The organism is Arthrobacter sp. NA-172 (genome assembly GCF_043952055.1).
Classification (GTDB): Bacteria; Actinomycetota; Actinomycetes; order Actinomycetales; family Micrococcaceae; genus Arthrobacter.
The window spans coordinates 2047610-2069645 of sequence record NZ_JBINOT010000001.1 but is presented as its reverse complement, the minus strand read 5'-3'; the positions used below and the strand labels follow the sequence as shown (position 1 = coordinate 2069645).

Here is a 22036-nt window from a genome sequence, read left to right as displayed (position 1 = left end):
CCATGGCTACTCCGCTCAACCAGTCCGTGGCCGATTCCGCGCTGCTGACAAAATCGCTTCCGCTCGGCCTGCTCCGGACGTTCGTCCAATCCGAGGCGGCCCACGACGGAATCACCCCGGAGTTGCTCGCGGAGCTCAGGATGCTGGCCCGCACGCCAGGGCTCCTGGTTGCCTGCAACTATGGTGGAACGCTCTGCACAGCCGAAGGCGTGTCCACGGAAACACTCCCGCTGGGGAGCGCCGCCGTCGCGCTCCGTGCACTGGCGGCGTTGCCGAACACGCACACAGCCGTCATTTCGGGCCGCTCGCTGCGTGGCACTGGCTGCGGTGTCAAGGCTCCCGGCGGAGGTCCATTTGGTGGGTTCGCACGGCGCTGAATTCGACATGACGTACGCCTACAGCATCTCGATGGCCACGGAAGCGGTCCTTCAGCAGGCAGCCACAGCCCTCAACGAATCCATCGGCTTCGAGAAGGGCATCAGCATTGAGCGCAAGCCGGTGGCCGTGTCCATCCACACCCGGCCGGCCACCCCTGCCGTCGTCGCAAAGGTTACCCGCGAGGCCCACAACATCGCCCGAGAACTGGGCCTGTTCTTCATTGTGGACGGCTCAGTACTGGACATGTCCATTGTGGAACCCTCCAAAGACGCCGCGCTGGAGCATCTACGGACACAGTTGGGGGCCAGCGCAGCCCTCTTTGCCGGGGACGCGGACAGCGATGAACTCGCCATTGCCACGTTGCGCGGACCGGACCTTGGGCTGCACGTGGGAGACGGCGAAACGATGGCGCGCCACCGCCTGCCGGACCCGGAATCCTTTGCCAAGGTACTCGCCATCCTGTTCGAATTGCGCCGGGCATGGCTGTTCGGCGAGGACGCGGTGGGGCTGGAGCGGCACTCGATGATCGGCAACGGGACCTCGACGGCGCTGCTCACCCCGGAAGCCAAGATCTGCTGGATGAGCCATCCCCTCCCGGATTCCGGCTCCTTGTTTGCCCACATCCTCGGCGGCGATCCGGCCGGTCATTTCAGCGTGGAACCGGTCAAGACCTCCAAGGTGCTGGGCCAACGCTATGTGGACAACACCATGATCGTGGAGACCCGCTGGGCAGACGTCACCGTCACCGACTATCTTGAGCCGGCCCCGGACGGCATCACCAGCCTGGTCCGTGTCCTGTCCGGAACGGGCAGTGCCCGAATTGTCTTCGCGCCGCGGCCCGACTACGCCAACGCCCCGTTCAACATGGAAATCCGCGGCGAAGAATTGCACGTCGTTGGCACCTCGGATCCCATCATTCTCTTCGCACCCGGGGTCTCCTTCACGGTCACGAGCGACGGCAAGCACGGCACCGCCACCGCCGAAGTCAGCCTCGCGTACGGTCCCGTCGCCATGAACCTCAGGTGCGGTGACACTGAGCCGACGACGCCGGACCCCGCCGGAGAGCTCAACCGGCGGGCCGCCGTCGCGCACCAATCCCGGCAGTGGGTCCGCGGGCTGGAGCTGCCGGACATGAAACCGTCGCTGGTTCGGCGCTCGGCACTGGTCCTGAAGGCATTGGTACACGAACCCACCGGGGCGGTCCTCGCGGCACCCACCACCTCGCTGCCGGAAGGGATCGGCGGAACCCGGAACTGGGACTACCGCTATTGCTGGCTCCGCGACGGTTCCATGACCGTGAACGCGCTGGTGGATCTCGGCTCGCTGGAGGAAGCAGACGGTTTCCTCCGCTGGCTTGGCCGCATCGCTGGAGAGCGCGCCCGGTCCGGAATGGCTGCACCCCCTGTACTCCGTGACCGGTTCCCCGCTGTCCACGGAGGCCATCATTGAAAGCCTGCCCGGTTACGCCGGCTCCCGGCCCGTGCGGATCGGAAACGCCGCAGACCACCAAGTGCAGCTGGACGTCTTCGGGCCGATCGCCGAACTCATTCACGGACTCGGCACCCGGCGGGGCACCTTGCCGGACGAGCACTGGAAGCTCATGGAGCAGATGGCCTCGGCCGTCCTGGCGCGTTGGCACGAACCCGATCACGGCATCTGGGAAGCCCGGCGCGCCCCACGGCACCACGTCTACACCAAGGTGATGTGCTGGGTGACCCTGGACCGGGCAATGCGGACGGCGGTCCGGTTCGATCGCTCTATCGGGGCCGAGTGGGAGGAAACGGCGAACATCATCCGCTCGGAGGTCCTCCAGGAAGGCTGGGATGATGCCGCCAGCTCCTACACCGTTGCCTACGACAGCCCGGACCTCGACGCGGCCGTGCTGCACATTGGACTCTCCGGCCTGCTGGATGTCCGCGACCAGCGCTTCCTGGACACCGTCACCGCCGTCGAGCGTGAACTTCGGGTGGGTCCCACCGTGTTCCGTTACAGGTACGACGACGGCCTGCCGGGTCTGGAAGGCGGGTTCCACATCTGCACCACCTGGCTCATCGAGGCGTACCTTGCCGTGGGCCGGCTGGACGATGCGCTGGAACTGTTCAACCAGCTCGTGGCACTCTTCGGGCCGACCGGACTGCTTCCGGAGGAGTTTGACCCCGGTACCGAGACTCACCTGGGCAATCACCCGCAGGCTTACTCGCATCTGGGCTTCATCCGCTGCGCGCGCCTGCTGGACCAGTCCCTGGACGCGGTGGACGAAGTGTGAGGTTAGGTGAGCAGCAACGCCACGGCGATCATTGCCGGGACGGCTACTACCGTGGTGATCAAGACCGTATCCTTGGCTACCGCGATTCCTGTGTTGTAACGGCTCGCAGCCACGAACACATTCTGCGCCGTGGGCAACGCCGCCGTGACCACCACGGCGAACAACGCGTGACCGTCCAAGCCCAGGACGAAGCGGGCGAACAAGTACGCCATGACCGGGTGAACGAATAGCTTGAAGCCGCTGGCCAACAGGGTGTCCACGCGGCGGCCGGTGTCCTTTTGCAGGGGCCGGGAGCCGTTCAAGCTCATCCCGAATGCCATCAACATGGCCGGAATCGCTGCGCCTCCGATCAAGTGGATCGGATCCATGATGAGCGACGGTACTTGCCAGCCGGTGCCGGCCACCACCAAGCCGAGGGCCGAGCCGACGATCATCGGGTTCCGCACGATCATCAGGATGAACCGCGTGGGAGTGGTGCGGTGGCTGCTGGTGCTGGCATCGAGTGCCATGAGGTACATCGGTGTGAAGAATGCGAGCTGGAAGATCAGCAACGGCGCCACATAGCTCGCGTCCCCCAGGACGAAAACCGCAATGGGGATGCCGAGGTTCGCGGAGTTGGCCAGGGAAGCACTCATCGAGGACATGAGAGATTCGGGCAGGGACCGTTTGAGCCAGAATTTCACGATGATGAAGAACAAGGAGGCGGTGGTCACGGCGCCCACAGCCGTGACCAGGAGAGGCGCGGCGAAAACGTCGTGAAGACGGGCCTTGCTCAGGGTTTCGAACAGGAGCGCGGGACTCGCGACGAAAAAGGTGAGGCCACTCAAGACGGAGCGCGCATTGTCACCCAGGATCCCGCGCTTGCCGACGAACATGCCCACCAGAATGATGGCCCAGACCACGAAGAACCCGGAAAGGACGCCGAGCACTACGGCATCCGGAGGGGGATCGGCGCGGGACGGCGTGGGTTCACGGTCCCAGCCTAAATCAGCTTTATTCCGCTATGAGGCACGACGGCGGGGTGTCCCGCCATATGGACCGCGTGGAATGTGCCCCGAGGGACTGGAACCTAGTGCAGGTCTGCGTTGTTGAGGGCATGCGGCGGTCGCATGAGCCCGGGGGTGTGACATTCGGCCGGATCGCTGCCGAGCTGGACGATCTTGTTGCCCTTGTCCACGTGCACAACCTTTGGCTGGAAGACCCTGGCTTCTTCCGTGGTCATCTCCGCATACGTGATGAGGATGACGAGGTCGCCGACGTCCACCAAGTGCGCAGCCGCGCCGTTGATGCCGATGACGCCGGAGCCGCGCTCGCCGGCGATGGTGTAGGTCTCCAGGCGCGCCCCATTGGTGACGTCCACAATCGAGACAAGCTCGCCGGGCAGAATATCCGCCGCATCCAGCAAATCCAGGTCGACCGTGACCGAACCTACATAGTGCAGATCGGCATGCGTCACCGTGGCGCGGTGGATTTTGGACTTAAACATTGTGCGGTTCATAACGTGACAAGTTTAGCGCGTGGCCGCGGGATCGCCTGGTGATGCCTGACACAGCCCTAGCGGAGGCTAAGCCTGCTTGTTGAGCGTTCTGCCGATGATCGCCTGCGTCAGTGCGTCCACCACCTCGGCGTTCGCCAGCGGATTGCGGATCAAGGTGAAGTCGACGTCTCCCACGGGCGGGAGGTCGAAGCGTTTGGTGATCACCGTGAGGTCTTCCGGAATCAGCGACGACGGCATGACCGCGACGCCGATGCCCGCGCGCACGGCTGCCAGGACCCCCGAGATTTGCTTCGTGGAGCACGTTACCCGCCACGTCCGGCCCATTGCCTCCAACGCATCGATTGCCAACTTGCGGCTCACGCTGGGCGCGGGATAGCAGATCAGCGGCACCGGGCTCGCCTTATCCAGCGTCGTTTGTTCAAGGCCGACCCAAGCGAAGGAATCGTTCCGGACCACAGTGCCGTCCTTGGCCTCGCCCACCCACTTCACGAAGACCAGGTCCAACTGGCCGGCATTAAGGCGTTTGTAGAGCTGATCGCTCTGGCTGACCGTGAGTTCGAGGTTGATCTGGGGATACAGCTGCCGGAACTCGCGCAGGATCCGCGGCAATCCGGTGATGGCAAGATCGTCGGCCGTGCCGAATCGCAGCCGGCCGCGCATCGCGGACCCGGAGAAATACCTGGCCGCAGAATCGTGGGCCGAGAGGATGTTGCGCGCGAAGCCAGCCATGGCGTCGCCGTTGTCCGTGAGCCGAACGTCCCGGGTATCACGCGCTACGAGCACGCGTTTTGCCGCCGTCTCCAGTTTTCTCACGTGCTGGCTGACCGTCGGCTGGGCCAGGCCGAGGCGTTCGGCTGCCTTGGTGAAACTCAAAGTCTCTGCCACGGCCAGGAAAGACCGCAGTTGCACGGGTTCGAACACGGGGCTCCTTGGATGGTCGGGTTTCCGTTGTTCACGGTAATTCATTGCATTTCGTAATGCTAGTTATACGGCCAATTCTCTTCCATAATTACCGGAGCCCGCCCTAGCGTTAAAGCATCCCAGCGAAACCGTCTATCCAAGGACTACCTTTGGCACCCCCACCGCCCGCCGCGGCAAACGTCAGCCAACCTTCCATCGATGCACTCACCTCAAGCAGCCAAAATCCGGGCGCTGCTGACTACACGGACACCACCACCCAGCCGATCGCCGTCGTCAGCGAACGGCTACCTTGGCGGCACACTTTCATCTCCCTCAAGGTGCCCAACTTCAGGATCTTTGCCATGGGCCATTTCGTGGCGGTGATCGCGCTCTGGATGCAGAGGATTGCGCAAGACTGGTTGGTCCTCCAGCTTTCCGGCTCCGTGACCGCCGTCGGAATAACCGTGGCGTTGCAGTTCATGCCTTCGCTGTTCCTGGGTCCTTGGGGCGGCATGATGGCCGACCGTTTCCCGAAGCGGCGCATCCTGATCCTTTGCCAGAGCGTGGCGGCTGGCCTGGCTGCCATCCTTGCCACGTTGGCGCTGAGCCACCGGATCGAGGTGTGGCACGTTTATGTCATCGCGCTGGTCCTCGGCCTCGTAACCGTCTTGGACCAGCCCGCCCGGCAGGTATTCGTCAACGAACTCGTGGGACCGAAATACCTGCGCAACGCCATCAGCGTCAACTCGACCACGTTCCAGCTGGGTGGCCTGATTGGACCGGCCGTTGCAGGGATATTGCTGACGGCGGTCGGTGCGGGTTGGGCCTTCGCGGCAAATGCGGTGGCTTGCTGTTCCACGGTGACCATGTTGCTCATGCTGCGCAAGGATGAACTTTTTGTCAGCACGCCTGTGCCAAAACGCAAGGGGATGCTGCAGGAAGGCCTCCGCTACGCCTTGAGCAAGCCCACCATTTATTGGCCATGGCTCATGGCTGGCTTCGTGGCGGTATTTGCGATGAGCCTGCCTGTTCTCTTGGCTGCCTTCGCTGACCACATCTACCATGCGGGTGCCGGGGGCTACGGCTTGCTCAATGCCATGGTTGCCCTTGGCGCTCTCGCCGGCGCAATCACGTCGGCACGCCGCCGGCAATTGCGTCTGCGCTCAGTTGTGCTGTGCGCCGGGATGTACGGCTTGATGCTGTGCTTGGCCGCGCTGGCGCCGTCCATGGTGTGGCTCGCCGCCGCCATGGTCCTCTCCGGATTTTGGTGCCTCATGTTCCTGACCGCCGCGAACCAGCTGGTCCAAGTCAGCGCCAACATGAGCATCCGCGGCCGCGTTATGAGCCTCTACATCATGGTGCTCATCGGTGGCCAAGCCATCGGTGGACCCATGATCGGCTGGCTCGCTGAACACCTGAACCCGCACGCAGCGCTCTTGGTGTCAGGCGGGGTGCCGGCGCTCGCAGCGGTGACAGTCGCCGTCGTCCTCGCCCGGAAGTCTGAGTTGCGGCTCAAAGTGGACGTCAAGGACCGACGCCGGATGGTGCGGATCGTCCCGCAGTCGGCGTAGCGCCGGGCCGCGCCCGCTCGGCGCCCGGTTGCCCGGGCGCCGAAACCGCGGTCCGTCTACGCCGCAAGGTGCGGATAGTCCGCCGTGCGCTTCTGAAACTCGAGCACGTCCGGGTTGCGGATGTGGCCGTCCCGGATCTCGATGGCGCGGGAGATCGTTTCGTCCGCCTCCCACGCCTCGGGGCCGGAAATAACGGTCTCGAGGAATGGCAACAGAGCCTCGCTGATTTCCCAGCTGGATGAGTTCCAGAGGTAGGACGGGCTGTGGTCCACGGCGTAGTAGTTGATGTGGTCACCAACCGTGAACATGGGTTCGGCGAAGGTGGTGTTGCGCGCCCAACTGAAGCCCATGCCTTCGTCGCAGGAGACATCAACAATCAAACTTCCCGGCTGGAAGGCGTCAAGGTCCTCAGTCCGCAAGTAAGTCAGCGGTGAGTTCGGGTCCTGCAGCGTGCAATTGACCACGATATCGCTGGCGGCCAGGAACGGCGCCAGCGGCAGGCGGCCACGCTCAGTGATGACCTCGCTCAGGAAGGGGGCGTTCTGGTCGTGGTCGAACTGCACAATCCGCACAGAATGGATAGGGGAGCCGACCGCAGCAACACCGCGGTTGGTCAGCACCTGGACATCGTGGATGCCGTGGGCGTTTAGTGCGGTCACGGCGCCGCGTGCTGTGGCTCCGAAACCAATAACGACGGCGCTCAGCCGCCTCCCGTAATCTCCCGTGGAACCCGTGAGTGCCAAGGCATGCAGGACCGAACAGTAGCCTGCAAGCTCGTTGTTCTTGTGGAAAACGTGAAGCCCGAAGCCGCCGTCGCTGGCCCAGTGGTTCATCGCTTCAAACGCGATCAAGGTCAGCTTCTTGTCGATGGCGAGCTGTGTGATCGCTCTGTCCTGGACGCAATGAGGCCAACCCCAGAGGACCTGCCCGTCACGGAGATCAGCAAGGTCTGACGCTTGTGGTTTAGGCAGCAGGATCACATCCGAATCGGAGATGAGCTGTTCACGGCTGGCCATGCCACCTACGAGGGGCTCCAGCTGGCTGTCTGAAAAGCCGAAACGCTCACCGTATCCGTGCTCGAGCCGAATGCGTTGTCTGAGCTCCGGAGCAATGCGCTCCAGATGCAAGGGATGGACGGGCAGCCGTCGCTCGTCCGGTTTCCGCGATGAGGAAAGGATGCCGAGGGTGACGGGGCCTATATGGCCACTCACTTTTTGTTGCCGGTTGTTGGCTTTACCGCCGCTGTTGCGGAGGACTCTGCAGCCCGTTTGTCCGCGCGCTTTTCTTTGATGGATTTGCCGGCCTTTTTTGATGCAGCTTGGCGCGGTGATTTGTCGGCCATGATCGCTCCCTAGAGCAGAGCCGAAATGGCTCCTAGATCCTGACGATACACCCAAGGGATTGTGAGCCTTGTATACGTGAAGCTCGCCCGGCACCGAAAACAAGCAGATCCAGCGGCAGGAAAGTGGAGCGGGCGACGGGAATCGAACCCGCGTATCGAGCTTGGGAAGCTAGCGCTCTACCATTGAGCTACGCCCGCAAAGCCCCGCGATGTAGCCGGAGCAGATCCCAGCTTAGCGCAGATGCGCCGGTGTTCCAGACCAGGCTCACCGGGGCGTGGCACCAAGGATCCCGGCATCACGGTCACATCAAGTCCGGCACGCAACTCGTAAAGATTCGGTTAAGGCTCGACGCGGGTGTGTTGCGCTTCGCCACCCCTGACTATTCTGAAGCAGTTAGCTGCTGTGTCATGGGGAACCCGGCTATGCCGTTGAGTCGCATGCAGAAAGAAGGTCCCATGGCATTTGCAGAGCATGAAGTGCTTATTTGTCGAGACGCCATGACCGTATACCAATTCCTCGTGGACGGCCTGAACAATCCGCTGTGGCGCAACGGAATACGCAGCATTTCCCTCCGCTCCGGACAAAGCGGCGAAAAGGGCGCCGTCTACCAACAGACCCTGGCGGGCCCGGGTGGGCGGCCGATTGCGGCCGACTTCCAGATCACCGAAGCCAGGCCCGGCGCGGAGGTGCGGTTCGCCGTCGTCGCCGGTCCTGCGCGACCCACGGGTGGCTATTACCTCAGCACCGAAGGCCCGAACACCCGCCTGCGGTTCGCGCTGGAGTATCATGCGAGGGGCCTGCAGAAACTCATGAACAGCATGATCCAGAAGACCATGGAGGTCGAAGTAGTCCAGCTGGAGCAGCTCAAGACGGTCATCGAGGAGCAAACCCCCGAATCCTAGTCCCCACCGCTCCGCTCGCCTGCGCCGCTCGCCCAGGGAACCCTGGCGGCGTGGGCCCAGCTACTGCACCAGTTTGAGGCCGCCCAAACCGGTCAGGGGAGTGCTCGGCGTGGTGAGGCGTCCGCTGCTCAAGTCCCAGTATTCAATGGAACCGTTGCTCAACAAGCCCGCAATGCCGGTGGTGTTGAGTCCCGTGACTCCACGGAGCGAGCGGAGGCCGGAATAGTCCGTCCAGCCGGTTCCCACTACCAAATGGGCTTCCGCCCTGGGCGACGGAACCCCGGAGCCGCGGTAGAGCCGGAGGTTCCCGTTTGCTTCCACGGCCAGCAGGTCCTGGAAGCCGTCGGCGTCGTAATCCACCATGGTGAGGCGGATGGCGCTCACGCCGGAGCCAACTTGGGTCGGTGCACCGAGGGCCGTGAGTCCCATGTTCTTGTACAGATACAGCGCGCCGCCCGAATCCGTGGCGAGGATCTGGGGGAGCCGGTTGTTGCCGCACCAGATCCCGACGGCCATGGTCATCGCTTGCCAGCCCGACGTCCCCAGTACCACCGGAGTTTTGAAACCACCGCTCACGACGCCGGGATAGAGGAGGAGCCTCCCGTCCTGCATCTGGGCGAGGACATCGAAAACGCCGTCGCGGTCCCAGTCCGTGATCATGACTTCTTTGGTCCCCGCGAGACCGGAACCGACCACCCGGGCCGCCCCGAACGTCCCGTTGCCTAGTGCCGGGTAGTCCCGGAGGGCGCCCGAAGAGTCGACGGCGAGAAGGTCACCAGCGCTGCGGATCGCGGCAGAATTGAGATTCAGTGTTGGTGGTTGATGCTTGGCAATGGGGTCGCAGACGCTCGGAGCCGAAGGCTGGGGCAGGGTTGTGCCAGCGCCAGGGCTGTTGACGGTGCCCGCCGGAAGGGTGGTGTAGCCGAAGAGATTGACCACGCCCCACATGGTGTAGCGGTTGGGAGTGGTCTGCCAGTTCCCGTCCGTGAAGGTGATTCCAACGCCAATGACGTTGAACCGGGGATCGCGCAGCAAGGCATCGTGGGCGGGCGAACCTTTCCACCATTCGACCAGCTGGGCGGCATCCCGATCCCAGCGGACCGCAATGACCTCGCCTGCGCCGTTGTTCGGGTTCAGGGCCCGGGGATCGGTCCAGAAGCTGCTGCGGTGTTCAATCACCTCGCGGCTGGCGATGTTGTTGGACCAGTCCTGCGAGAGCGTGGACACCGTGGGGTTGTACTTGACCGGATTCAAGCCTAGGGAGGTCCGGTAGGCGTTGATGGCGTTGAAGACTGCTAGCACCTGGGCGGAATTATCGTCGTTGACCAGGGCTTGGGCTGAAACCAGAGGAGCGGCCGCCGGGGGGTTCTTGCTCGCGGGGGCTGCGGGTGTCGAGGTATCCGCCGCGCCGCCAGGGAGCGGGTCCGGGCCTGATGCTGGCGGGATAGAGGGCAGCGGGGGCGGGCCGCCCACTGCCTGGGGTGACGTTGCGTTGCCGGGTTCGACGGCGGTGCTGGCCGGAGCGGGCGGGGTCGCCGCCTGGACGGCCGACCCGGAGTTCGCGTCCTGGGCAGCGGCCTGAGGGGCCGCAGCAGCTGGGATGGGGGGAGTGGCCGGGCTTGCTGGGTTAGCGGCTGCGGGTGACCCCGGCGCAGGCGCGGCCTGCGGAAGGCTGGATCGCGACGGCGGGGCCGACGTCGTCGTCGTACTTTCAGCGCCTGCGGTGGTGCTTGAGCTGGCAGGCGCGCCAGCGGCGGCAGTTCCGGCGAGCGAAACCGGGACTTGCAGCGGGCCGGAGGCAGGGGCTATCACCGTGAGGAGGCAGGCCGCCAGCACGGCAACGGGCACCGCAATTCGTCTCAATGTTTCCCAGGTTCGCGTCGTGCCACCGTTCCCAAATACAACAGTGGTAACGGCAGTCTATGTGGTGCACTATAGTCCCATGCGCCACTTCGGCACCACAGGGTACGGGATGCATACGGTACTTTGGATCCTGTGCTGATCTCTGACCGCGACATACGTGCCGAAATCGACTCCCGACGTATTGTTCTGGAGCCCTACGACCCCGCGATGGTTCAGCCGTCCTCTGTGGATGTGCGGATTGACCGCTTCTTCCGGCTCTTCGACAACCATAAATACGCGCACATCGACCCCTCCGAGGAGCAGCCGGAGCTGACCCGCCTGGTTGAGGTCGAAGGCGGCGAACCGTTCATTCTGCACCCGGGCGAGTTCGTGCTCGGTTCGACGTACGAGACTGTGAGCCTGCCCGATGACATCGCTGCTCGCCTTGAGGGTAAGTCATCGCTGGGACGCCTCGGCCTGCTGACGCACTCCACGGCCGGCTTCATCGACCCCGGATTCTCGGGCCACGTGACCCTGGAGCTCTCCAACGTTGCCACGCTGCCCATCAAGTTGTGGCCGGGCATGAAGATTGGCCAACTGTGCTTCTTCCGGCTCACCTCGGCCGCCGAACACCCTTACGGTTCCGGGGGCTACGGCAACCGCTACCAAGGCCAGCGCGGTCCCACCGCCAGCCGCAGCCACCTGAACTTCCACCGGACGGCCGTCTAGGTTTCCCTGTCCGCTTCTGGGCGCCTGCCGAGACGTGAGATCTCGACTCTTTGAGCGCGCGGAAGGGGCTGTGGAGTCTCATGACTTAATGGACACTTCTGTCTCAGGACATCGTGGACAGTGTGTCTCAGGACTTCGTGGACACTATGGCGGGATTTGCTCTGGTCATGAGCAATTTCACTCCGGATATCAAGATCCGGCTTTTGGTGGCGACATGGCCCGAGGACGCTCCGAGGGGTGCAGTGGCGCGGTTCTGCCGGCAGCACAAAGTGTCCCGGTCTTGGTTCTATAAAGTCAGGGCCGCGGCCGAGGCTTCCGGATCGATCAGGGCCATGGAATTGGGGTCCACGAAACCGAAAAGCAGCCCGGCGCAAATCGGCTCGGGAATGGTTGAAGTGGCGCTGTTGACGAGGGATTCCCTGGAGCAGGCCGGTTATGACCACGGGCCTTTGAGTGTGGCCGCGAAAATGCGCCGGCAAGGCTTCGAGCCGCCCTCCCGCGCGACTCTGGCCCGGATCTTCACCAGGGCCGGGGTCGTGGTCCCGGAACCACGGAAGAAGCCCCGCAGCGCTCTTCGCAGGTTCGTTTATCCGGAGCCCAACGGGTGCTGGCAGATCGACTCGACCGAGTGGATGCTTGCCAAGGGAACGAAGGTTGCAATCTTTCAGATCGTCGATGACCACTCCCGTTTGGCGCTGGCCTCGCTCGTGGCGAGCGGAGAGACCAGCGAAGCGGCCATCCGGGTCGTAAAAACAGCGATCGAACGCCACGGAGTACCGCGGAAGTTCCTCTCGGACAACGGATCCGCGTTCAACCCCACCCGGATGGGACGGACCGGGGCCCTGGTGGACTACCTGAAATCCCTAGGCGTGGAACCGATCACCGGCAAACCATACAAACCCACCACACAGGGCAAGAACGAACGCTTCCACCGGACGCTGCACAGATTCCTGAACAAGCAACCGCCGGCTGCCACGATGGAAGAGCTCCAGGCCCACATCGACACGTTCGACCAGTACTACAACACCGAGCGCGAACACCAGTCGCTCCCGCCCGGAACAACGCCGATCGAGGCATGGAACACCACCCCGAAGGCCATGCCCCCGCAGCCGCCCACCCCGGAAACCACCAAAGCGAACGCACGCCGCAGCGTCCGGCGAACCGCCAATCTACACGGCGAGGCCACCGTCGTCGGCACCCGCTTCAAACTCGGCAAGGAATACATCGGCCACGAAATTCACGTCCTCTACGACGATGAAACGATCATGTTTTTCGACACCCGCGGAACGGAAATCATCAGCCACCAGCGCCCTCCGAAAGGCACGAACTACGTCGGCAACAACAAACCCCGCGGATTTATGGCCAACCAACTGTCCACAATGTCCTGAGACATGAACCGTCCACGATGTCCCGAGACATGAAGTGTCCACGATGTGCCGAGACATCACATTCGCTCAAAGGGGCGAGATCTCACGCCTCGAGGGAGGCGACAGGCTCGGATTTCTTAGGTTTGCGGGGGGACCTGCGGAAGACTTTGACGGCTGGCTCCACGAAGCGCGCGGCGACCGGTCCGAGGATCGCCATGAGCAGGACGTAAGCGGTGGCGAGCGCAGCGAGTTCCCGTGGGGCACCTCCCGAGGTCACGGCCAGCCCTGCAATGACAATGGAGAACTCGCCGCGGGCAATCAGGGCCGCTCCGGCGCGGAAACGGCCAGGCACACCGATGCCGGCCCGTTTGGCTGCCCAGAATCCGGTGAGTACCTTGGTAACCGCGGTCACGAAGGCCAGGAGCAGCGCCCAGCCCAGCACGGGAGGGATGCTGGACGGGTCCGTGTTGAGGCCGAAGGCGACGAAGAAGATCGCGGCAAAGAGATCGCGCAAAGGTTCAAGTATCCGTGTTGCGTTGTGGGCCGTCGCCCCCGAAATGGCGATGCCCAGCATGAACGCACCCACTGCCGCTGAAGCCTGGAGGGCGGACGCAATCCCCGCCACCAAGAGCGCGGCTCCCAGGAGATTGAGCAGGAAGACTTCGGAGTTTTCGCTGTGCACGGCCTGCGATACCCGGTGGCCGTGCTTGAGGGCCACCACGAGCACTAGGGTAACCACCGCTAGGGCGATGCCCACCGTCTGGAGTCCGCCGAGGAAGCCCACACCGGCAAGGATCGCCGTAAGGATCGGAAGGTAGATGGCCATGGTGAGGTCCTCGAAAACCAGGATGGCCAGCACCACCGGAGTTTCGCGGTTACCGATCCGGCCCAGATCCGTGATCACCTTCGCGGCGATGCCGGAGGAAGAAATATAGGTCACACCGCCCATGACGATCGCGCCCACAAGCCCCCAGCCGAGCCAGACGGCGATGCCCGCGCCTGGGAGGAAGTTCAGGACCAGGTCCAGCACACCGGCCTGCCAGGACCGCCGCAACCCAGTGACGAGTTCCGCGGCCGTATATTCCAAGCCGAGCATCAACAGGAGCAGGATGACACCGATTTCGCCGGAAAGATGGGCGAACTCGTGCATCCCATCGAGCTTGATCAGACCTCCTGCCCCGAATGCGAGTCCCCCCACCAGATAGAGCGGGATGGGGGACATGCCGATCCTGCCGGCCAAGCGCGCCAAAAGGCCGAGACAGAAAACGACTGCGCCCAACTCGATAAGGGTCAGGGCCAGGGGTCCATGAACGTCAGCCGTTGCGCAGAATGGCAGCCGCAGAGTCAAGACCTTCCTGCGTACCGACAGCCACCAGCAGATCACCCGTGTGAAGCACGACGTCGGGCGCCGGTGAGGGAACCACTTCGCCTTCGCGCATGATTGCCACGATCGAGACACCACTGCGGGTGCGGATCTGGGCTTTGCCCATGGGCTGGTTGTTGAAAGGGGAGTCCGCCGTGATGGAGAACTGCCGCGTGGCGATGCCGGGGACTTCCTTGTGGGCTTCGGCGAGGCGCATGGCGATGTGTTGCCCACCCAGGAGGTTGCCCAGGGCGGCGGCTTCGTCTGCGGTCAACGGGATGGATGCTTGGCAGGTATCGGGATCGTCCCAGGTGGAGACGAAAAGCTCGGTCTCGCCTTCCCGCATCTCGACAACACCGATCCGGCGTCCCGAGGCCGTGACGAAATCCTTGCGGACTCCCAGGCCCGGAAGTTCTGTCTCCTCCACGTTCATAAGTCCACCCTAGCCCTCTTGAAGGGGCGGCGGAATGATGCCACTCGCAGCCCCGGGGCGAGTCGGTCCGCCCTCTCCTTAAGGCGTAAGCGCGAGTCCGCGCGCGGCGTCGTCGTAGTATTCCCGGTTCGCCAATCCGGCGGCAGCGGCCTCATCGAGAACCACCACGGCGTCGGCATGCCACTGGAGGATGGAGCCGGGGCACGACGCGGTGAGCGGGCCCTCGACGGCGGCAGCGATCGCGGCGGCTTTTGCGGCACCGGTGGCGATGAGCACCAGCCGGCGGGCATCCAGCACGGTACCCAATCCCTGGGTGATGCAATGGGTGGGGACGTCGGAGGCATGGGAAAAGAAGTGTGCATTGTCCCGCCGCGTCCGGGCGGTCAGCCTCTTCAGCCGGGTCCGGGAGGACAGCGAGGACCCCGGCTCGTTGAAGCCCACGTGGCCGTTGGCGCCGATGCCGAGGATTTGCACGTCGATGCCCCCCGCCGCGCGGATCGCCGCATCGTAAGCACCGGCTCCCGCTTCAAGCTCGGCCTGGGTGACGCCCGTACCATCAGGAACATTCAGCCCCTCCAGCGGCAGGCCGATGACCGCGCAGACCTCTCGGACCAGCACTTGGCGGTAGGACTGTGGATGGCCCGCCGGGAGGCTAACGTACTCGTCCAGCGCGAAGCCCGTGGCGGCCGAGAAGTCGGCGACTCCCGAGGCTACGGCGGCTGCGAGCTCCGCATATAAGCCCAGCGGTGAGGACCCAGTGGCTAGGCCGAGCACGGGATCCCGCCCTGTAGGAAGCCCCGAGAGGACGGCGTGGGCCGCTGCCGAAGCAGCGGATTCCGGGGTGGGCGCGACAATGACTTCCATGGCGACTTTCTGTGGAGGGATAATGCGGGCGGCGGTCAGCCGTTGACGTTGCCGTTCAATAGCGTCGTCAGTGCCTGGGAGACCGCCAGAGACGCGCCATAGGTGACGATGTCCGCTCCGCCGCGCGGCCAACCGCACTCGACAGCGATCACCGCGTGACCTTCCGCCCTCAACCGGGCGAAAACGGTCCACAGCGGGTGCTCGGCATCCAGGCCGCGCCCGACGACGGCGACCCGCGCGCCGTCGGGCACCTCGCCTTCGCTGACCACTGCTTGAGTCGCGGCAGCGGGACCCCACGGCACCCGGCCGACGGCGAAATTTGCCCCGGTTTCCACCTGAACGATGGCAACAGGGTCTTCCCGGGCGAGCCATCTTTCCGCTGCTTCGGACACCTCGAAGGCCTCGGCAATGCGCTCGCCGTCAAGCGCCTTCGGGTCGGCGGGGACGCCGGAAGGCTGCGCCCGGCCGTCAAGGCCTAACTGGCCCCTGATGGCGGCCTCCTGGATTTCCGCGGCGCCGGCAGCGGGGAAACGCGAGGACAGCGCTGCCGTGCGTTCGGCTGCGTCCGCCAAGCGCTCCATCGGCAGCCGCCCCTCTTCCACGGCAGCGGCGATCGCGTTGAGGGTCTGATCGAAGAGGGCCGGGCCGGTTTCGGAGCCCAGGCACAGCAGGTCCGCCCCGGCAATCAGTGCGCGGACGGCGGCTTCCGCTACCCCGGTCTGGGCGGATGCCCCCGCCATGTCCAAGGCATCGGTGATGATCACGCCGTTGAATCCCATCTCGCGGCGGAGCAGGTCCTGCAGGATGCGCGAAGAGAAGGTGGCGGGATGGTCCGGGTCCAGGGCTTCAACGAGAATGTGGCTGGTCATGACAGTGGCACCACCAGCCGCCACGAGTGCGCGGAACGGGACCAGCTCGCGGGCATCCAGCGTTGCAGCGTCCGCTGTGACCCGGGGGAGTGCCAGATGCGAATCGGTGGTGGTATCGCCATGGCCGGGGAAATGCTTGGCACAGGACCCCACGCCGGCGTCTTCGAGCCCGCGGATCCACGCGGCAGTGTGCCGGGCCACCAGGTCCGGTTCGGCCCCGAAGCTGCGGACGCCGATCACGGGATTGTCCGGCGCGGAATTGACGTCGGCATCCGGAGCCAGGTTCAGGTTGATGCCCAGTCCCGCGAGTTCGTGGCCGATGGCGGTAGCGCTGGCCGCCGTCAGATCGACGTCGTCCAAACGCCCGAGGACCGCGTTCCCGGGTTGCGTCGATCCCGTGAGGTAGTGCAGCCGGGTGACGTCGCCGCCCTCTTCATCGACGGCGATGAGCGTGTTCGGGGAATGCGCCCGTAGGCCGGCGCAGAGCTCACGCAACTGAACGGGGGACGCCACATTGGTGCCGTAGAGGCACACAGCCGCCAGTCCGGCGTCGTACGCTTCAAGGATCCAGACCGGGACGGCAATGCCGGTGAATCCCGGCATGAGGGTTCCTGCCGCCAAGCGGCGGAGCTCGTCCGTGCGGGCGGATTTGGTTTCAAAGGACTGGGTGGCGGGGGACTGAATCGTGTCCATGTCCGGCTCCTTCTTCAAGGGTGCTTAGTGGGTAGTCAGGGCTGGAAAACGGCGCAAGTGCGGCACTCAAGCCACACCGAGCTGATTCCGCAGGACCATCACGGCGGCTCCCCGCAGGACAATGTCCTGCGCATCTGCCGCGAGACGGACGGACACCGGCGAGGGGTCCTGGTGCAGCAGCCGCTCGAGCAGGGTCTGCTGGACGGCATCGAGAAGGGGGCCCTCCAAGAGCTCCCGGGGTCCGCTGAGGACAACTTCCGACAGGTCGAGCACGCCGACCACCGGTGCGAGGGCGATGGCGAGCCGCTCGCCTGCCTCGCGGAGTACGACGCCGGCCGCGGCTTTCGGCTCGGCACTCGCCGTAGCTTCGGCAAGGGCGCGTTCGAGGCTGGGAACCGACATCCAGGTTTCGAGGCAGCCGGTTTTCCCGCACTTGCACATGGTCCCGCCGTCCGTGCCGACAGTGACGTGTCCGATTTCTCCTGCCGCTGAGTGGGCACCCCGTGCGCGCCGGCCGCCCACGATGAGCCCGGAACCGACACCGCGGCCGATCTTCACCAGAACCATGTCGTCACTGCCGCCGCCGAAGGTGTAATCCGCGTGGACTGCGGCATCGGCGTCGTTGGAGACGAGGGTCGGCAGGCCAGTGCGCTTCCTGGAGGAGATCGCGCAGCGCAACGTCCTTCCATTCGAAGTTGGGTGCCGTGGTGACTACGCCGTCTGCGTTGACGATGCCGGGGGTTCCGACGCCGATGCCCAGCAGCGTAGCGGTGGCGCGTCCAGCGGCCTCAGAGGCCAGGCCCAGGACATGGTTGACCACATCCTGGCCCATTTCGGAAGTGATGGCCCGTTCCACGCGTTCGAGGATGTTGCCGTCCAGGTCGAGGACAGCAGCACGCAGCACGGAATTTTCGGCAAGGTCCATTCCGATCATCTGGAGGCCCTGGCGATTGATGTCCACCAGGATGGCGGGCTTGCCCGGGCGGACTTCATCCGATTGGCCGAGTTCCACCACGTGGCCGCGCTCCAGCAGATCCGAGACGAGGTCCGAAACCGTGACGCGGGTCAGTCCCAGCGTCCGGGAGAGATCCGCGCGGCTCATGGCACCTGCCGAGTGAAGCGTCTGCCGCACCAAGGAGAGGTTGTGGGCGCGCCCGTCGGACGGCAGGGTCGCCGGGCCTGTCCGATCGGTGCCTGTTCGATCGGTGCGCTGGCGGTCACGGAGGGCTTCCATGGGAGTTAGTAAACTCTACTAACAATCAAAATACAAGGATTTCTGCAGATTGGATGGAATCTAGGCACGGCCGCCGGCCCCGCCCCTCAGCGCGTCGGGACGGTGGCGATTTCCGCCTTGTTGGGTGATTTGACCGGCAGGATGACCAGCAGGCCGGCAAGGAGCACCACCATGATGCCGAGAATGCCCCAGCGTTGGGCTCCGCCCGGGGCCACCAAGGGAGTGGCAATCGCTATGCACAGTGTGAAGAGAGCCGGGGCCAGGAAGCTCACTGCCCGGCCGGTGGTGGCGTAGAGCCCAAACAATTCGCCCGATTCGCCGTCCGGCGCCAGCCTTGCGAGGTAGGCCCGGGAAGAAGCCTGGGCCGGTCCAACGAAGAGGCAAAGGAACAGGCCGAACACCCAGAAAGTGGTGCTGCCTGCCCAAGGGGCCCCGAAGAACACATAGTCGCCGTCGCCGAGCACCAGGATCATTGTGCCGGCTACCAGGAGTCCCATCAAGGAAATGACGATGACAGCCTTGGGCCCGATCCGGTCGTCCAGGAAACCGCCGATCATGGCCCCGACGGCGGCCACCACATTGCCGAAAATTGCGAAGAAGATGACTCCCTTGAGTTCGAATCCAAACGTCCCGGCGGCGATGACGCCGCCAAAGGTGAACACCGCCGCCAATCCATCGCGGAAGATGGCGCTCGCGAGCAGAAAATAGATGGTGTGCGGGCTGGTTCGGTAAATAGCCAAGATCCGGCGCCCCAGCAAGCCGTACGAGGCCAGGAACCCGAGCTGGGACTCCGGTTTCTTGACGGCAAGTTCCGGCACGGCAAAGAGGACCGGTAGCGCGAAGATGAAGAACCACAGCGCGGAGAAAACAGCCACGAGTCTGATGTTCAGGCTGTCCTGGGTAGAAGCCCCGAACCAGTCAAACGACGGCTGGACGAACAGTTGCAGCACAGCGAGCAGCGCCACAATTCCACCCAGATACCCCATTCCCCAACCAAATCCGCTCACCTTGCCGATGTTGGCGGGGGTGGATATCTGGGCAAGCATGGCGTTGTAGTTGACGCTCGCGAACTCGAAAAACACGTTGCCGAGCGCAATCAGCGAAACGCCGAGAAGCAGGAACTCGGGATGGGGGAAAACGAAGAAGCACGAGGCGGTCAGGACGGCGACCAGGGCGGTGTTGACGCCGAGCCACAGCTTGCGGCGGCCACCGGAATCGGAGCGCTGGCCGGTGACGGGGGCCAGGAGGGCAATCGCGAAGCCGGCAATCGCCAACGCGGATCCCAACGCCGCCGACGCGGAATCTCCTCCTCCGAAGGCCTTGGACGTCAGGTAGACCGTGAAGACGAAAGTGGTCATGACAGCGTTAAAGGCTGCGGAACCCCAGTCCCAGGATGCCCACGCAAGGATCTGACCCTTGTTGGACAGGGCCGGCCCGGAAGCGAGTTCGGATGCCGGGTGCGGGGCTTCAGGCGCAGCTGCCATGTTCATGATCTGAATGGTAACCGTCTCAAGCGACGGCGAGGTGCTTCCTACGGGTAGATCTGACAGCGGTTCGGCGTCCAGCACACCAACTGGACGCCGATTCCGCTAGGCAGGATTGAGGGCACTCAGAGCGGGGAGCCTGACACCGCTCTCCGAGGTCTGATAACCAGCCCCACAACGGCGGCCAGGGCAACGGCCGAGAGGATCGTGGCCGACCAGAACCCCGCCCGGCCGCCGGTCAGGAAATCGCCCGGGATAGCGAAGGCCGCGTAGATCGAAGCCACGATGGCCAGCCCGACGGCGCCGCCAAGCTGCTGCATTGTCTGGAAAAGCCCCGACGCGGAGCCTGCGTGCTCGGGTTCTACGTTGCGAAGAGCGAGCGTCGTGAGCGGCATGAACGTCAAGCCGGCCGAGATTCCCGTCAACAGCAGGGCAGCGACGACGATCGCGAAAGGCGTGTTCGGATTCAGCTGCGTGAGTGGAAGGAAGGCGATGACGCGAAGCGCTGCGCCAATGATGACGAGACGGACCGCACCTACCCGTTCGACCAGTCGCGGCACAATCCGGGACATTGCGAAGATGCTCAGGGGCATCGGCAGGAACGCCAGTCCGGTCACCATGGGCGTGAGGTGAAGATCGTCTTCGAGGTACTGGACCATGAGGAAGAACATCGCCAGCATCCCGCCATAGGTGGCCGCCATCGCTGCAAGTGCCGCTACCCGGCTTGGGCTGCGGAGCAGCTGCGGGCGCAGCAAGGGGTGGGCCACCCGTCGCTCGGTGATGGCGAGCACGGCGATCAGCGCTGCGCCAAGCAAAAGGCCGCCTATGGTGCGGGGGCTGGACCAGCCGCCGTCGCCCGCTTGGATGAGGGCCCAGACGATGGCGACCGCGCCGCCCGTTGCAGCTACCGCTCCCAGGACGTCGAAGCGCCCCGGTCGCCGGGGAGTTTCAGCGACGAGTCGCGGCACGGCAATGAGGACGACGACGCCGATCGGCACGTTGATGAAGACGGTCCACCGCCAGTTGGCTGTGTCGGTGAGGAGGCCGCCGAGGATGAGCCCGAGGGCACCGCCCATCGAGGCAATGGCGGAGAACAGGGCGAGTGCCCGGTTCCGCGCGCCGTCGTCCCTTGCGCTGGTGGTGATCAGGGCGAGAACGCTCGGTGCGGCGAATGCGGCGCCGAGCCCTTGGAGTGCGCGGGCGACGACAAGGAGAAGGGGTGAGGTGGCCAGGCCGCCGAGCAGTGAGAAGAACGTGAAGACTGCGACGCCCACGAGGAACGTCCGACGGCGGCCGAAGACGTCTCCGATCCGTCCACCGAGCAGCAGGAGGCCGCCGAACGCGACGGCGTAGCCGTTCAGGACCCAGCTGAGTTCGGCCCGGGTGAATTGGAGGTCGGTGGCGATGTGGGGGAGCGCGACGTTCACTACGGTCGCGTCGAGGACGAGCATAAGTTGGGCGAGCATGACCAGCCAGAGGCCGATGCTGCTGGTGCGGCCGCGTGGATCACCGCTTCGCCGGGTGGTTCCGGCGGGTGCACGCGTGGCGGTTGTGGATGTCATGGGAGGTGTCCTGTTCTAGCCGATGGGCTGACGTACACTAAGAGGAGAGATGCTCCGTTTAGAACTATACGGAGACACTCTCCGTTTTGCAACAGAGTATTGAAAGGTGTTTCTGTGCGCGCTGATGCTCAACGCAACCGCGATCGGATCGTGGAGATTGCCCGCGCTCTTTTCCGCGCCAAAGGCTTCGACGCGGTGTCCATGGACGAAGTCGCCAAAGCGGCCGAGGTGGGTGCCGGTACGCTTTACCGGCACTTCCCGACCAAGGAGTCGCTGTACGACGCGGTTCTCGAAGCGTGGGCGGACAAGGTCAACGCGGCAGTGGACCGTGCGCTTGCCCTCGACGCCCCTGCACGTGAGCAGCTATTGGCTTGGTTGACCGATTACGCGGCGATGCTGACAGAACACAAGGGTGCGGCCGCCCGGATCACCGCCGCGCTAGGTGACCCTGGATCTCCGTTTGCAGCGAAGTGCCAGACCTACGTCAGTGCCAATCAGCGGGTCATTGAATCGTTGGACTCGGCCTTGCGCCCGGGGGTCGAGGCAATGCAAATCAGCAGGCTCGTTGGCGGCGTGGCCGCAGTGGTGGACAACAGCGAGCTTCCCGCCGACACGGCAGCATCGATGCTCGCGGTTGTGGTTGACGGACTCATCGCTCCGTAACCCATTTACCCCGGATGATGCAGTCCTGTTTGGGCCGTCGCCGGGACAGCTGTGCCACGTGGACATGGAAGATTT

General features: G+C 64.3%; 16 protein-coding genes, 1 tRNA gene and 3 pseudogenes. 6 read left to right on the top strand and 14 right to left on the bottom strand.

Annotated elements, in window-relative coordinates; translation table 11 throughout:
• Positions 1-2 precede the first annotated feature (2 nt).
• Positions 3-2644 (top strand): annotated as a pseudogene (locus ACF0H6_RS10245) (trehalase-like domain-containing protein).
• Positions 2645-2646: 2 nt separating this feature from the next.
• Here the strand turns inward: ACF0H6_RS10245 and ACF0H6_RS10240 are convergent.
• The 3 genes from ACF0H6_RS10240 to ACF0H6_RS10230 form a co-directional block, all read right to left on the bottom strand.
• The gene (locus ACF0H6_RS10240) at positions 2647-3573 is read right to left on the bottom strand and encodes an AEC family transporter (protein WP_395249506.1); all 927 of its coding nucleotides are present in this window, start codon (positions 3571-3573) and stop codon (positions 2647-2649) included.
• Positions 3574-3713: 140 nt separating this feature from the next.
• Positions 3714-4142 carry an aspartate 1-decarboxylase gene (panD, locus tag ACF0H6_RS10235; protein ID WP_395249505.1) on the bottom strand — a complete coding sequence of 143 codons (429 nt, stop codon included), beginning with the start codon at positions 4140-4142 and terminating at the stop codon, positions 3714-3716.
• Positions 4143-4208: 66 nt separating this feature from the next.
• Positions 4209-5063 (bottom strand): LysR substrate-binding domain-containing protein, encoded by an 855-nt coding sequence (locus tag ACF0H6_RS10230; RefSeq protein ID WP_395249504.1) that lies wholly within the window; start codon positions 5061-5063, stop codon positions 4209-4211.
• 149 nt (positions 5064-5212) lie between these two features.
• Here ACF0H6_RS10230 and ACF0H6_RS10225 point away from each other — a divergent pair, with 149 nt between their 5' ends.
• Entirely contained in the window at positions 5213-6613 is a 1401-nt protein-coding gene (locus ACF0H6_RS10225; RefSeq protein WP_395249503.1) for an MFS transporter, read from the top strand.
• 56 nt (positions 6614-6669) lie between these two features.
• Here the strand turns inward: ACF0H6_RS10225 and ACF0H6_RS10220 are convergent, their stop codons facing one another.
• The 3 genes from ACF0H6_RS10220 to ACF0H6_RS10210 all read right to left on the bottom strand — a co-directional run bounded on the left by ACF0H6_RS10220 (position 6670) and on the right by ACF0H6_RS10210 (position 8153).
• Complete coding sequence (locus tag ACF0H6_RS10220) at positions 6670-7824, bottom strand: N(5)-(carboxyethyl)ornithine synthase (RefSeq protein WP_395249502.1); 1155 nt, start codon at positions 7822-7824, stop codon at positions 6670-6672.
• Positions 7821-7955 (bottom strand): hypothetical protein, encoded by a 135-nt coding sequence (locus tag ACF0H6_RS10215; RefSeq protein WP_395249501.1) that lies wholly within the window; start codon positions 7953-7955, stop codon positions 7821-7823. The genes ACF0H6_RS10220 and ACF0H6_RS10215 overlap by 4 nt, the downstream gene beginning before the upstream one ends.
• Positions 7956-8079: 124 nt before the next feature.
• A tRNA-Gly gene (locus ACF0H6_RS10210) sits at positions 8080-8153 on the bottom strand.
• A gap of 258 nt (positions 8154-8411) precedes the next feature.
• Here ACF0H6_RS10210 and ACF0H6_RS10205 point away from each other — a divergent pair.
• A complete protein-coding gene (locus tag ACF0H6_RS10205; protein WP_395249500.1) occupies positions 8412-8858 on the top strand; it encodes a hypothetical protein in 447 nt (148 codons plus the stop codon).
• A 60-nt stretch (positions 8859-8918) separates the two neighbouring features.
• Here ACF0H6_RS10205 and ACF0H6_RS10200 read toward each other — a convergent pair whose 3' ends face one another.
• On the bottom strand, positions 8919-10721 hold the full coding sequence (locus tag ACF0H6_RS10200; RefSeq protein WP_395249499.1) for a CAP domain-containing protein: 1803 nt from the start codon (positions 10719-10721) through the stop codon (positions 8919-8921).
• A 132-nt stretch (positions 10722-10853) separates the two neighbouring features.
• On the opposite strand from ACF0H6_RS10200, the gene dcd reads away from it, so the two are divergent.
• Both dcd and ACF0H6_RS10190 read left to right on the top strand, forming a co-directional pair.
• Entirely contained in the window at positions 10854-11429 is a 576-nt protein-coding gene (gene dcd / locus ACF0H6_RS10195) for a dCTP deaminase (RefSeq protein ID WP_395249498.1), read from the top strand.
• 242 nt (positions 11430-11671) lie between these two features.
• Positions 11672-12840, top strand: a pseudogene (locus ACF0H6_RS10190) (DDE-type integrase/transposase/recombinase); the annotation flags it as partial.
• Between the two features lie 59 nt (positions 12841-12899).
• On the opposite strand, the gene ACF0H6_RS10185 reads toward ACF0H6_RS10190, so the two are convergent.
• From ACF0H6_RS10185 to ACF0H6_RS10155, 7 genes and pseudogenes are all read right to left on the bottom strand, one after another.
• On the bottom strand, positions 12900-14144 hold the full coding sequence (locus ACF0H6_RS10185) for a cation:proton antiporter (protein ID WP_395249497.1): 1245 nt from the start codon (positions 14142-14144) through the stop codon (positions 12900-12902).
• Positions 14110-14592, bottom strand: a complete 483-nt coding sequence (locus ACF0H6_RS10180) for a cation:proton antiporter regulatory subunit (protein ID WP_395249496.1) — start codon at positions 14590-14592, stop codon at positions 14110-14112. Before ACF0H6_RS10180 ends, ACF0H6_RS10185 begins: the two co-directional genes overlap by 35 nt.
• A gap of 78 nt (positions 14593-14670) precedes the next feature.
• Positions 14671-15456 carry a glucosamine-6-phosphate deaminase gene (locus tag ACF0H6_RS10175; protein ID WP_395249495.1) on the bottom strand — a complete coding sequence of 262 codons (786 nt, stop codon included), beginning with the start codon at positions 15454-15456 and terminating at the stop codon, positions 14671-14673.
• A gap of 35 nt (positions 15457-15491) precedes the next feature.
• Positions 15492-17018: a glycoside hydrolase family 3 protein gene (locus ACF0H6_RS10170; protein ID WP_395249494.1), complete on the bottom strand. Its 1527-nt coding sequence runs from the start codon at positions 17016-17018 to the stop codon at positions 15492-15494.
• Between the two features lie 66 nt (positions 17019-17084).
• A pseudogene (locus ACF0H6_RS10165) lies at positions 17085-18120 on the bottom strand (ROK family protein).
• A gap of 218 nt (positions 18121-18338) precedes the next feature.
• Positions 18339-19742 (bottom strand): MFS transporter, encoded by a 1404-nt coding sequence (locus ACF0H6_RS10160; RefSeq protein ID WP_395249493.1) that lies wholly within the window; start codon positions 19740-19742, stop codon positions 18339-18341.
• A 119-nt stretch (positions 19743-19861) separates the two neighbouring features.
• Entirely contained in the window at positions 19862-21298 is a 1437-nt protein-coding gene (locus ACF0H6_RS10155) for an MFS transporter (protein ID WP_395249492.1), read from the bottom strand.
• Between the two features lie 114 nt (positions 21299-21412).
• On the opposite strand from ACF0H6_RS10155, the gene ACF0H6_RS10150 reads away from it, so the two are divergent.
• Positions 21413-21961, top strand: coding sequence for a TetR/AcrR family transcriptional regulator (locus ACF0H6_RS10150; protein ID WP_395249491.1), 549 nt, complete (start codon positions 21413-21415; stop codon positions 21959-21961).
• The last annotated feature ends 75 nt before the right edge of the window (positions 21962-22036 follow it).